The organism is Hyphococcus sp. D3-15 (genome assembly GCF_055809375.1).
Genome location: NZ_CM147910.1, coordinates 1271491 through 1283356, shown reverse-complemented (window position 1 = coordinate 1283356; position 11866 = coordinate 1271491). Strand labels below are relative to the sequence as shown.

Below are 11866 nucleotides of genomic sequence, written 5' to 3'. Positions count from 1 at the left end.
CAGCGCGCGTTTCATTGCGGGAAATGAGACTGGGTTTCGTTTGCAGCGCGGCGCGTTAGTGCAATGCAGCAATTTTAGACGTAAAACATGCAGTTGAGTCTGATGATAATATTCCGTGCGCATTGGACCACGGATTGAGGCACGGTCAAAAGACTCAAAAAGTTTTACGCGGCGAAAACCGCCGGGTTAAAACCCTACCCCTTCGCGCCCAGCGCTTTCACGTCGGCGCCGGTGGGTTCCTGGAAGATGCGCAAATCGAATTCCGGCGCGGCGGCGAGGATGTGGTCGAATATATCCGCCTGGATGCCTTCATAATTGATCCAGTTGGTGTCGTTGGTGAACACGTAAAGCTCGATCGGCAGGCCATGGGCGGTTGGCTGTAGCTGGCGCACCAGCAAGGTCAGCTCCGTCGAGATTTTCGGATGGCCCCGCAGATAGGCTTCGATATAGGCGCGGAAGGTGCCGATATTGGTCAGGTGGCGGCCATTGACCAGCACGGAGCGGTCGACCTTGGCCTGATCATTATGCTCGGCGATTTCGCGGCGTTTTTCGTCGATATAGCCGGCGATGTGCTGGATCTTGGAATAGCGCGCCAGCATCTCCTCATCGCAGAAACGGATCGAGGAGACATCCACATAGATCGAACGCTTGATGCGCCGTCCGCCGGTCTCCTGCATGCCGCGCCAGTTTTTGAAACTGTCATTGATCAGCGCCTGTGTCGGCACGGTGGTGATGGTCTTGTCGAAATTGCGGATCTTCACCGTGGTCAGCGCAATTTCGATGACGTCGCCGTCAACGCCGAAGCCTGGAATTTCGATCCAGTCGCCGACCGCGACCATGCGGTTGGCGGAAAGCTGAATGCCGGCGACAAGACCCAGAATGAGGTCCTTGAAGACGAACATCAACACCGCCGCCAGCGCGCCAAGCCCGGCGATAAAGGTCATCGGCGACTCGCCCAGCAGCACCGACAGAGTTGCGATGAAGCCGAGGAAATAGAGGATGAGCTTGGCGACCTGCGCGAAGCTGGTGATCGGGAAGTCGCGCGAGATCCGGAAGGTGCGGTAAATCTCAAGTCCCGCATTGACCAGCCCGTCCACGAAAAGCACGCCGACGACGATCATGTAGACAAGGCTGAGCTTCACTGCGAAGGCGGCGGGCGCGGGATAGTCGCCCAGCGCCAGCGGCGCCAGAGCGTAGATGACAAAGGCCGGCGCAAGCTGCGACAGGCGCACAAAGACGCGGCGGCGCACAAGAATGTCGTCGCGCTCCGACTTAGTGCGCTCAAGCAGGCGCCGGATCGCGACGATGATGATGCTGCGGGTGACGAGATTGGCGATGAAGGCGAGTATGGCGACGCCGAGCAGCGCGGTCAGGGCCGAGAGCGGCGCGGCGTAATCTGCGATGGCGGGAAACTGCGCGTAGAATGTTTGAATGGATTTCATTGGCTCTTAATGTGCTGAAACGTCCGCCGCCCGGTTGAAGCGGCGCACAAGAAAACGCCGGCGCGTCATGCGCGCCGCTGCGCCCTATTCCGCCGCGACTTCCGCGCCGACCGTGCGCTTGGCGCCGGGCGGTTCATAGATGCGCCATGACCAATAGCGGTTGCCGCCATCGCGTTCTGTGCGGGTCCAGCCATCACGCAGGAGCTGTCGGTCGATCATCCAGTTGAGATAGCCATGGGCGCAAAGCAACACGTCGCCCTTCGCGGTGTGCATTTCGAGGCGCGTGACAATCTCGGCCACGCGCGCCCATGCCTCTGCGCGCCGTTCTATGCCGTTCGGGGCGTAGCCCAGCAGCCAGAAAATGCGCGAAACGACGCCCCACGGGCCGGGCTTTAATTTCAGAAAATCAGGCAGCGGCGGCGGCGGCAAAGGCGCTTCCACAAACATCGGGTCGGCGGGCACGTCGCGGGCGCCGCCGGTCGCTTGGGCCGCGGTCTCGATGGCGCGCGGCAGGGTCGAGGAAAGCACCGTCTTGGCGCTGCGGGCGATGGCTATCAGGCTTTCGGGCGGGCGCTCATCGGGGTGCAGGCCGCTTTCATCATAGCGGGCCCACCAGTCGCCATATTCGCGCGCCGTGATGGTGACATCACGGGAGAGATCGGGCCGCCCGTGGCGTGCGGTGATGATGCGTCCAGTCATGAGATTACTGCTTTACCCGCCGCCCTTATGACGTGGTTTTCACACTTCCATCAAGGCTTTGACATGTGCGGCGGCGCTCGCCCCCAGAGCCGTCAGGTCATAACCGCCCTCGAGCAGGGAGACCAGCCTTCCGGCGGCCTTGTCCCGGGCGACGCCGGCAAGTTCCCTTGTGACCCAGGCGAAATCCGCCTCGGTGAGCTGCAGCCCGCCCAGGGGATCGGCCCGGTGGGCGTCGAATCCGGCGGAAATCACGATCAGCTCCGGCCCGAAATCGGACAATGCCGGCAGCAAAATGTCGCCCCAGGCGCGGCGGAAAGCCTCGCTCCCCTCGCCGCCGGCGATCGGCGCATTGGCGATATTGTCAAAAGCGCCCCGGTCCGAGCCGCGTCCCGTTCCGGGATATTGCGGATATTCGTGGGAGGAGGCGTAGAAGGCGTGTTCGTCATGCCAGAAGGCCGCTTCCGTTCCATTGCCGTGATGGACGTCGAAATCCACCACCGCGACACGCTTCGCCCCATGGGCCGCGCGCGCATGAAGGGCGGCGATCGCGGCGCCGTTGAACAGGCAAAAGCCCATGGCCCGCTCCGGCTCGGCGTGATGGCCCGGCGGGCGCGCCGCGACAAAGGCGTTCTTCGCTTCGCCCGCATAAAGCGCATCCACCGCCGCACAGGCGCCGCCCGCCGCGCGCAAGGTCGCATCCAGCGAATGGGGCCCGGCGAATGTGTCCGCATCGAACTGCGCGAGGCCTTCGCTCGGGGCGTTGTCTTCGATGAGCTCGCGGAAACGTTCGGGATGCACCAGCTCGACCTGCCCGGCATTGGCGCGCGGCGGGACGCGCCGTTCCAGCGCGGCGAAGTCTTCGCCCGCCAGCGCTTTTTCAACCGCGCCATAGCGGCCGGAATGCTCAACATGGCCCGGCGGCGTTTCATGGGCGCCGAATGAGGCGTGGGTGTAAAGTAAGGTGGTCATGGGCTGATCATATCGGCGTGAGGGGGCTTTGGAAATGGCTTCCAAAGCAGTTCGCGATCTCGACGTCAGCGCCCGCGCCACGCATAACATCACCGGGTGCAGTTTCAGGATGCAGTAATGATAAAAAAGTTGTGTTGAGTGTAACAGGAGCGATTGCGTTCCTCATACTGATCCTTGTCGCCCGCACATTGATGTTGTCCGCGCCGTCAAATCAGCCCGCGCTTTACGCCGCATACGCGCCCTATGACGGTATGGAAATCGCCGAACGGCTATCGCGCGCCATTCAGATCAAGACGATCTCCTGGGACACGCAGACGCCGCCTGACGATGCTGCGTTCAGCGCTTTCGCGGACTTTCTCGAAACCGCCTATCCGGCGGCCCACCGCGTCTTGACGCGCGAAACCGTCGGCGGTCATTCGCTCCTCTATAAATGGGCGGGCGACGGCGAGAAGAAGCCGATTGCGCTGATCGCCCATATTGATGTTGTGCCGGTTGAAACGGGTACGGAGGGTTTGTGGACCAGCCCCGCCTTTGCCGGCGCCATTCACGATGGCGCGGTCTGGGGTCGCGGCGCCATGGACAATAAAGGCCAGCTCATCGCCATTATGGAAGCCGTCGAGCACCTCGCTGCAGAAGGATTTGCGCCGTCGCGCGACATCTATTTGATGTTCGGCCATGATGAAGAACTTGGCGGTTTTGCCGGCGCCGGCGCAATCGCGAACCTAATGAAAGAACGCGGGGTGCATTTCGAATGGACGCTGGATGAGGGCTCAGGGCTGGCGCAAGGCCTGATCCCCGGCATCGCCTCTCCGGTCGCACTGATTTCAACCGGCGAGAAAGGCTCGACCACTTTGCGCCTGACAGCGCACGCCGATGGCGGTCATTCCTCGGCGCCGCGAGAAGACACAGCTGTCAGCATCGCCGCCCGCGCGGTGGTCGCGGTGACCGACAGTCCCTATCCGCTGGAGATTGACGACAATATGGTCGCTTTCCTCCACGCCATCGCTGCGGAAATGCCGTTCACTCAACGCATGGCCTTGGCCAATCTCTGGCTGACCGCGCCGCTTCTTAAAGCCCAACTCGCCAAAGACCCGACGACAGCGGCGGCGCTGCGCACCACAACCGCCGCGACCATCATCAATGGCGGCGCCAAGGTGAACATCCTCCCGCAGCAGACATCGGCGCTGGTCAATTACCGCATTCATCCGCGCGACAATGTTGAAGCGGTGAAACAACGCGCCATCCGCCTGATCAACGATGACCGCGTCAGCGTTGAGGCGGTGGGCGGGCGCGAACCGAGCCCCTCCGCCTCGACGAAATCGCCGGGCTATGGCGCAATCGAAGCCGCCACGCAAACCGTGTTCGGCCCGGTTTCGGCGGCGCCCTTTCTCACCCTGCAGGGCACGGACACCCGCCACTATATCGGCCTTGCCGACGACAATTATCGCTTCACGCCCTTTATCTATCAGAGCGACGACCTCGCCCGCATTCACGGTAATGACGAGCGCATTTCCATTGAATATCTGGCGCGCGGCGCGGCCTGGTACGAACTGCTGTTGCGTCAGAGCGCAGAATAGGCTTTCACTCGGCGTGAAACAAAGGATCAGCCCATGCCGCAATTTGACATGATCATCGTCGACCCGGAACGCGCCAAAGGCGTCGATGTCGAACAGCACACCGCCGGAAAACCCCTGCGCGAAGGCGGCGGCGATGAGACCTATCGCTGCGGCGGCTGCAAGACAAAATTACTGGTCAATGTCGGCCATCACGACGCCCATGGCGCAGTGATCAAATGCGGCAAATGCGGCAAGATCAATACCGAACCGCATCACCATCATCACTAGTCGAGCGGGGCGAGCGGCCAGCCCTCGGGGCGGGCTTCAATAATCTCGACCGCATCGCCAATGGCGATTTCGCCTTCCCCGCGCGGGGCGGCGTTCCAGCCAAACAGCACGACATTCGGCAAATCGGGATGTACGGAACGCCGTATTTTATGCAGCGTCTTTAGCGGCTCGCGCCCGGTTTTCTCGCCCGTCGCCGGATCGAGCGTGGTGACGATGCAGCGGTCGCAGGGTTTGACGACATCAATCTCCACCCCGCCAATCTTGATCGCTTTCCAGAAATCCTCCGCCCACGGATCGGCGCCCTCAACGACAATATTCGGGCGAAAGCGCGACATGGGAACCGCTTCGCCGCCATTGGCGATGATCGCTTCATTCAGCGCATCAAGCGACGCCTTGTTCGCAATCAGGATTGGATAAGCGTCAGCGAAACTGACCGGGCGTTGCGGTCCCCACCGCCCGGATGTGGCGCGCGCGGCAGCCTCATCCATAAAAAAGCCGCGCCGGGCGTCCGACCGCATCGCTGAGCCAGCGCGCGGCCTCGTCGCCCGCATCCGCCGCGTCAACCGTGTCGTTCCACACGGTAACCTGACGGCGTTGGCCGGACGGCGCCGCCAATTCGATTGACCGATCGCCCTTGCTAAGGCGCAGCACGCCCTCAATCACCGCCGCATCTATCCGCGCCAGGGCGGGCGCCGTGCGCTGGGTCAAAAATCCGCCCTGCTCATCGGTCGCTAGCCAGCGCCGGTCGCCGGCAAGCCCGCGCGCCTCGATGCGCGCCTGCGCGACATTGCTGGCGCGCATTCCCTTGACCGGATGAAGATGCAGCGACTGAACCCGCATGAATTAACCAAGCATGCCTTTCATCAGTGTTTCGGCGACGCCCGGCGGCGGGGTTGCGCTGTCGGGCACAAAGAAGTCAGGCGCAAGCTGCTTGCTCGGGTCGACACGGTATTTTTCAAAATCCTTGACGCCGTTTTCATAAAGGAAATTGTCGTCGATGATGAAATTGCCGGAGAAGTCTTTCGCCGTCTTGGTGAAGATCAGATGCGCGCAGTCGGAAAGAATATCGACGCTGCGCGAGGCCTGCATCATCGCCTCTCCGCCCAATGCGAATTTAACGGCAGCGGTTGCAATGGCCGTGCGCGGCCAGAGCGCGTTAAAGGCGATGCCGTCATTCTTGAATTCCGCCGCCATGCCAAGCACGCACATGGACATGCCATATTTCGCCATGGTGTAGGCGGTGTGACCGGCGAACCATTTCGGCGACATGTCGAGCGGCGGCGACAGCATCAGCACATGCGGATTGTCGGACTTTTTCAAATGCGGAATGCAGGTCTTGGAAACCAGAAACGTGCCGCGGGCATTGATGGAATGCATCAGGTCCCAGCGCTTCATTTCCGTCGATTCCGTGCCGGTCAGGGAAATCGCCGACGCATTGTTCACGCAAATATCGACGCCGCCGAATTTTTCCACGGTCGCCGCAACCGCCGCCTCGACCTGGTCTTCATAGCGAATGTCGCAAACGATCGGCAGCGCCTTGCCGCCCGCCGCCTCAATCTCCTCGGCGGCGGTGTAAATCGTGCCGGGCAGATGTTTGTGCGGTTCGGCGGATTTCGCCGCAATGGCGATATTGGCGCCATCTTTCGCGGCCCTGAGCGCAATCGCCAGACCGATGCCACGGCTCGCGCCGGTGATGAACAGGGTTTTGTTTTTCAAAGTCGTCATGAGCTGTCTCCTCTTGGCAGGAGCCTAGCCTTCCGGCAGCGCCATGCAACAGAATTTGGCGCCTGTTCAGTGCGCCGCGCGCTCGCAGCAACAGCCGATGGCGCAGCGCGCTTCTTCCAGAGATTTCACCCTGACGATGGTCTGTCGAAGAGGCCTGGCGCTGGTCGCATCCGAACCGGACGCATGGTTGGAAAGGCCAATAGCGACATGGTCATCAATGATGACGGAGCCGAAGCCATGAAGGTCAACGTGATGTTTGATTTCTGCCAGCAGCGACAAGTCGCGGGCGCCCTCGAACATTTTCTTCCCCTTTGATAGATCGAAAAATTGAAATGGCCGGGACCACATGGACACGGCCATCAATCTCAAGCTCCATAAACAACATGGCGATTGAATGACGCAAAGGGAATTTTTCGAATGTTGAAAAAAATAACGACGGCGCGAAAAAGTGTTTCGCGAGTCTCAAAATGAGCGCGCCATTCCGGCGCCGATCGCCGTCAGGTTTGAATAAAATTCTCGATTGCGCTAGCGGCTATCGACTCAATCCTGACGGCGGAACCTTTATTAGAAACGGCGCTTTTTATTGCGCGCGCTTTCCACTTCTTCCCAAACCCGCAGCGAATTGCCGCCGAGAATTTTTTCAATCGCAGTCTCATCATAACCGCGCGCCAAAAGCCCGTCGATCAACACCGGATAGGTCGAGACATCTTTAAGGTCGATGGGCAGCGTATCGCCGACACCGTCATAATCCGTGCCGAGCCCCACATGATCGATGCCGGCGAGCTCCACCGCGCGGTCAATATGGTCAAGCACCTGATCGAGTGTCGCAAACGGGTAAGGATGGTCCGCCATCCACGCGGCCTGAAACGCCGCCTGTTCCGAATCCGTCATTTTGCGACCGAGCCGTTTCTGCTCCGCATTGCGCGCAGCCTCCGCCGGCTTGCTGTAATTATTCGCGGTTTCATTGAGGAAAGTGGAGCCGATGGCGATCATGATCACGCCGCCATTTTCACCAATCTTGGTCGCAAGTTCGTCAGGAAGATTGCGCTCCCAGCCGGGCGTGAAATGGCGCAGGGAAGAATGCGACGCGATGACCGGCGCGCGCGTGGTCGCCAGCACGTCTTCAATCGCTGCGTCTGACAAATGGCTGACATCAACCATAATGCCGAGATCGTTCATCGCGCGCACGACCTGAAAGCCGAAAGGCGACAAACCACCCCACTTTTTATTGTCGTCATAGGACGAGTCCGAAATGTGGTTTGCCTGGGAGTGGGCGAGCGTGATGTAGCGAATGCCGCGATCGTAGAAATGTTTCAGATTGACCAGGTCGCCTTCGATGGGCGAGCCATTTTCCATGCCCAGCGGCATGGCGATTTTACCCTCCGCGAAAATCCGGCGCACGTCTTTCGGGGTGTAGGCGATTTCAAATTTATCAGGATAAAGCGCTGCGACCCCTTCCATCAAGCCGATCATGACGTCGGCGCGCGCTTTCGCCCCGCCCTTTTCTTCATACTCAGCCGCGACATAGATCGACATGAACGGCGCATCGAGCCCGCCCGCTTGCGCCCGGTCAAAATCGAAATCAACCGTCTTGGCGCCGGTGGCGAGATCGCCGCCGCCATCCGCAACCGTCGAGGGCGCATCCACATGACCATCGACGATCACATATTTATGAGCGATCTCGACCGCGCGGTCAGAGGGCTGCGCGAAGGCCGGCGCAGCGGCGAAGGCAGCCACGGCGAAGGCAGCGGCGGCAGGACGGATGAGACTTTGCGGACTTTTCATGGACTAACTCTTTCCCTGGAGGCGCGAGGCGCGAAATGATCCAGCCGTGATTTGTGCAGGGTGCGCGCCTCAAATCAACCGGTTTGCTGCGGATGCGAAAAAACAGGGGTTGGTCGTGGGGGCTGGCAGCCGCAAGTCGCCTCGGCCAGCCCCCACTTAGAGAGATGTTGCCGGAACCGGACGCAGGGGGAGAATAGCGCCAATGGCTCCGAAAACCCTTCGAATCCTATAGAGTTTTCTTCCAAATAATTGTCGCAAAGGCGACAAACTGGCTCGTTTGCAGAAGAAAATAGCGCTTAATCAGCGTCAAAATTTCATCCGCAGCGCGGTTTTCGGGCCTCCCGCCAGAATTCGCCAATGGCGACTGAATAATCTTCGCCATTGCCACGCATCGCCGCGGCGTCGTTCCATCCGATCCGCGCGCCGGGCCAGCGCACGGAAATTTGATTTGTGTACGAATTTTCCCATCTTTCGCCGGGATGGTCCGAGCCTGCGCACAGGTTCATATCGAGCTTCCCATATGGCGCATGCCCTTTGCCGCCGGGTTTGATACGCTGACAGTCAAAACCCGCCATGATGAGGGACCTCCGCGATGAGCCAAGCATCGACGTTCGACCGGCGCCGGTTTCTGGCGACGACCGCCGCTGCGGCCGCCCTCCCCGCCGTAGCGCGCGCCAAACAGGGTGGCCGGCCAAACTTCCTGTTCATCATGGCGGATGACCTCGGCTGGGGCGATCTAGGCTGTTACGGCCGCAGCGACATCGCAACGCCAAATCTCGACAAGCTGGCGCGACAGGGCATGCGTTTCACCGACGCCTATGCGAACTCTTCCGTGTGCTCGCCGACCCGCGTCGGCCTGATCACCGGCCGCTATCAATACCGTCTTCCTGTCGGCGCCGAAGAACCGCTCGGCATCGATAGCGAACACGAGCTTCCCGCCGGCGGCGCAACAATGCCGGGACTGCTGGCGAAAGCCGGTTATCAGACCTCGCTTGTGGGCAAATGGCACTTAAGCGGCATCCATAAATCGGGACCGCTTGATCATGGCTATCAAACCTTCTGGGGGATCAAGACCGGCGGCGTCGACTATTTCCGTCACAGTTTCATTTTAAACGGCGAGGAAACGCGCGATCTTTGGGATGGTGAAACGCCAATCGAAGAAGTCGGCTATCTGACTGATCTGCTCGCAGACCATGCGAGCCAGGAAATCACGCGCATGAGCGCCAATGATGCGCCCTTCCTGCTTAGCCTGCATTTCACCGCGCCGCATTGGCCATGGGAAACCGCCGAAGACATTGAAGCGGCGACGTCACTGCGCGAAAGCCTCGACTTCGAAGGCGGCTCCATGAAGATTTATCGCGGCATGGTGGAAAGCCTCGATGCGGCGGTTGGGCGCGTGTTGACCACGCTGAAAAAAACCGGGCAGGACAAAAACACCATTGTCGTGTTCACCTCAGACAATGGCGGCGAACGCTTTTCAAAAACCTGGCCGTTTAACGGCGCCAAAGGCGAATTGCTGGAAGGCGGCGTCAGAACGCCGCTGATCGTGCGATGGCCCGGCAAAATCGCAAAGGGCGGCGAAACCCGCCAGACCGCCATCAGCATGGACTGGCTGCCCACAATGCTGGATGCAGCGGGCGCGGAAATTGACGCTCCCGCTTTTGACGGCGTCAGCCTTTTGCCGGTGCTGACCGGCGGCGATGCATTCGACCGCAAATTGTTCTGGCGCTATTATGCGCATGATCAAAAAGCAGTGCGCGAAGGTCCGTGGAAATATCTCTCCATTGAAGGACATGACTATCTATTTAATGTCGATGACGATCCCATGGAACGCGCCAACAAGAAGAAAATAGAACCCGGCCGGTTCGCGCGCATGCAAAATGACTGGGCCGCGTGGAATGAATCCATGCTTTCCTATCCCGAAAACAATAAAAGCTGGAGCAATAAATTCGGCGCCTTCATGCCGGACCGATACTAAACCCGACGACCATCAACATGCGCGCCGGATAGAAGCGCGCCCACAAGCGAGTGCGAAAAGCGCCGCATCAGGGAAAGATTATGGCAAACAAGGAAGACTGGCCGTCGCCGGCGCGCGCCTATTGGGGGCTTTCCGTCCTGACGCTCGCGCTCCTGGTGGCGACGCTTGACCGCTCGATCATTTCGCTGCTGGTCGAACCGATCAAGGCGGACCTCAACCTCTCCGATACGCAATTCTCACTGCTCACCGGCTTTGCATTCGTATTTTTCTACGCTTTTCTCGGCCTGCCGATTGCGCGGCTCGCCGATGTCAAAAGCCGCCGCATGATTATCGGGATCGGCATCGCTTTTTGGAGCTTCGCCACCATGTTGTGCGGGCTCGCCAATAATTTCTGGCATTTGTTCTGGGCGCGAGTCGGCGTCGGCGCCGGCGAGTCTTCATTCGCCCCCGCCACCTATTCGATTATCACCGACAGCTTCCCGCCGGAAAAACTGCCGCGCGCTTTCGCTATTAATTCGCTCGGATTCATTGCCGGCGCGGGCGTTTCCAATCTCGCCGGGGGCGCGATCATCGCCGCGATCACCGCGGTCGGCGTCATCAATCTGCCGATCGTCGGCGATTTGAAGCCCTGGCAGATGGTGTTCATTCTTGTCGGCCTGCCCGGCTTTGTCGTCGCGGCGATGATGGCGACGGTGGTCGAACCGAAGCGCAAGGGCCAACTGAAAAAAGTCGAAGGGAAAGCGAAAGCGCTGCCGGTGAAAGAGATTTTCGCCTATCTCAAACAAGAACGCCGCACCTATGGCCCGATGTTTTTGTCTCTCGCCGTGAAAGTGCTGCTGTCCTACGGTGCGGTTTTGTGGCTGCCCGCGCTCTTCATACGCACTTATGGCTGGACCGCGCCGCAGATCGCCTATGTGCTTGGCGTCACCTCGCTCATCACCGCGCCCGCCGGTTTGTGGCTCGGCAGTTTCATCTCCGAACGCTGGGCGAAAGCCGGCCGCAATGACGCTTATATGCGCCTCGTGCTCTACGCCTCCATTGGTCTTGCGCCCTTCGCCATCGCCTATCCGCTAGTCGACAATGCCTGGCTCGCCATCGTGCTTTATGGCTGCAACACCTTCATCGCCGCCATCGGAATCGCGCCGGGCAACGCCGCGCTGCAAGTGGTGACCCCGGCGGAAATGCGCGGCCAGGTTCGCGCGCTCTACCAATTCGTGTTCAACGTCGTCGGCTATGCCGCCGGGCCTTTGATCATTGCGCTGTTCACGGATTATCTGTTCGGCGCCGAGGACCAGCTGCGCTATTCCATGGCGCTGCTTGCATTTCTGCTTGCGCCAGCGGCTATCGTGATCACCTGGTTCGGCGTAAAACCTTACGGCGAAAGCTATGCGCGGGCGATGGCGCGCTATGCGGCTGAAAACTGA

Annotated in this window: 12 protein-coding genes; 4 read left to right on the top strand and 8 right to left on the bottom strand. The window is 60.1% G+C overall.

Annotated features, from left to right (window positions below; genetic code table 11):
- Positions 1–194 precede the first annotated feature (194 nt).
- The 3 genes from AC0L8G_RS06350 to AC0L8G_RS06340 form a co-directional block, all read right to left on the bottom strand.
- Positions 195–1442 (bottom strand): mechanosensitive ion channel family protein, encoded by a 1248-nt coding sequence (locus AC0L8G_RS06350; RefSeq protein WP_473387754.1) that lies wholly within the window; start codon positions 1440–1442, stop codon positions 195–197.
- An 84-nt stretch (positions 1443–1526) separates the two neighbouring features.
- Positions 1527–2141: a histidine phosphatase family protein gene (locus AC0L8G_RS06345; protein ID WP_473387753.1), complete on the bottom strand. Its 615-nt coding sequence runs from the start codon at positions 2139–2141 to the stop codon at positions 1527–1529.
- A 39-nt stretch (positions 2142–2180) separates the two neighbouring features.
- Positions 2181–3110, bottom strand: a complete 930-nt coding sequence (locus AC0L8G_RS06340) for a histone deacetylase family protein (RefSeq protein WP_473387751.1) — start codon at positions 3108–3110, stop codon at positions 2181–2183.
- A gap of 134 nt (positions 3111–3244) precedes the next feature.
- Here AC0L8G_RS06340 and AC0L8G_RS06335 point away from each other — a divergent pair, with 134 nt between their 5' ends.
- Positions 3245–4687: a M20/M25/M40 family metallo-hydrolase gene (locus tag AC0L8G_RS06335; protein WP_473387749.1), complete on the top strand. Its 1443-nt coding sequence runs from the start codon at positions 3245–3247 to the stop codon at positions 4685–4687.
- A gap of 33 nt (positions 4688–4720) precedes the next feature.
- Positions 4721–4954: a hypothetical protein gene (locus AC0L8G_RS06330; RefSeq protein WP_473387747.1), complete on the top strand. Its 234-nt coding sequence runs from the start codon at positions 4721–4723 to the stop codon at positions 4952–4954.
- Here AC0L8G_RS06330 and AC0L8G_RS06325 read toward each other — a convergent pair.
- The 5 genes from AC0L8G_RS06325 to AC0L8G_RS06305 all read right to left on the bottom strand — a co-directional run bounded on the left by AC0L8G_RS06325 (position 4951) and on the right by AC0L8G_RS06305 (position 8464).
- Positions 4951–5442, bottom strand: a complete 492-nt coding sequence (locus AC0L8G_RS06325) for an MOSC domain-containing protein (RefSeq protein ID WP_473387746.1) — start codon at positions 5440–5442, stop codon at positions 4951–4953. The genes AC0L8G_RS06330 and AC0L8G_RS06325 overlap by 4 nt on opposite strands.
- The gene (locus AC0L8G_RS06320) at positions 5435–5794 is read right to left on the bottom strand and encodes an MOSC domain-containing protein (RefSeq protein ID WP_473387744.1); all 360 of its coding nucleotides are present in this window, start codon (positions 5792–5794) and stop codon (positions 5435–5437) included. Before AC0L8G_RS06320 ends, AC0L8G_RS06325 begins: the two co-directional genes overlap by 8 nt.
- Positions 5795–5797: 3 nt before the next feature.
- Entirely contained in the window at positions 5798–6679 is an 882-nt protein-coding gene (locus tag AC0L8G_RS06315; RefSeq protein WP_473387743.1) for an SDR family oxidoreductase, read from the bottom strand.
- 66 nt (positions 6680–6745) lie between these two features.
- On the bottom strand, positions 6746–6979 hold the full coding sequence (locus AC0L8G_RS06310; RefSeq protein WP_473387741.1) for a hypothetical protein: 234 nt from the start codon (positions 6977–6979) through the stop codon (positions 6746–6748).
- Positions 6980–7243: 264 nt separating this feature from the next.
- The gene (locus AC0L8G_RS06305) at positions 7244–8464 is read right to left on the bottom strand and encodes a dipeptidase (protein WP_473387740.1); all 1221 of its coding nucleotides are present in this window, start codon (positions 8462–8464) and stop codon (positions 7244–7246) included.
- 592 nt (positions 8465–9056) lie between these two features.
- On the opposite strand from AC0L8G_RS06305, the gene AC0L8G_RS06300 reads away from it, so the two are divergent.
- Both AC0L8G_RS06300 and AC0L8G_RS06295 read left to right on the top strand, forming a co-directional pair.
- Positions 9057–10442 carry a sulfatase family protein gene (locus AC0L8G_RS06300; RefSeq protein WP_473387739.1) on the top strand — a complete coding sequence of 462 codons (1386 nt, stop codon included), beginning with the start codon at positions 9057–9059 and terminating at the stop codon, positions 10440–10442.
- Between the two features lie 80 nt (positions 10443–10522).
- Entirely contained in the window at positions 10523–11866 is a 1344-nt protein-coding gene (locus AC0L8G_RS06295) for a spinster family MFS transporter (RefSeq protein ID WP_473387737.1), read from the top strand.

Coding starts and splice junctions, on each gene's coding strand:
- AC0L8G_RS06350 (WP_473387754.1), bottom strand. CDS start 1,442: ATGAAATCCATTCAAACATTCTACGCGCAGTTTCCCGCCATCGCAGAT.
- AC0L8G_RS06345 (WP_473387753.1), bottom strand. CDS start 2,141: ATGACTGGACGCATCATCACCGCACGCCACGGGCGGCCCGATCTCTCC.
- AC0L8G_RS06340 (WP_473387751.1), bottom strand. CDS start 3,110: ATGACCACCTTACTTTACACCCACGCCTCATTCGGCGCCCATGAAACG.
- AC0L8G_RS06330 (WP_473387747.1), top strand. CDS start 4,721: ATGCCGCAATTTGACATGATCATCGTCGACCCGGAACGCGCCAAAGGC.
- AC0L8G_RS06325 (WP_473387746.1), bottom strand. CDS start 5,442: ATGGATGAGGCTGCCGCGCGCGCCACATCCGGGCGGTGGGGACCGCAA.
- AC0L8G_RS06320 (WP_473387744.1), bottom strand. CDS start 5,794: ATGCGGGTTCAGTCGCTGCATCTTCATCCGGTCAAGGGAATGCGCGCC.
- AC0L8G_RS06315 (WP_473387743.1), bottom strand. CDS start 6,679: ATGACGACTTTGAAAAACAAAACCCTGTTCATCACCGGCGCGAGCCGT.
- AC0L8G_RS06310 (WP_473387741.1), bottom strand. CDS start 6,979: ATGTTCGAGGGCGCCCGCGACTTGTCGCTGCTGGCAGAAATCAAACAT.
- AC0L8G_RS06305 (WP_473387740.1), bottom strand. CDS start 8,464: ATGAAAAGTCCGCAAAGTCTCATCCGTCCTGCCGCCGCTGCCTTCGCC.
- AC0L8G_RS06300 (WP_473387739.1), top strand. CDS start 9,057: ATGAGCCAAGCATCGACGTTCGACCGGCGCCGGTTTCTGGCGACGACC.
- AC0L8G_RS06295 (WP_473387737.1), top strand. CDS start 10,523: ATGGCAAACAAGGAAGACTGGCCGTCGCCGGCGCGCGCCTATTGGGGG.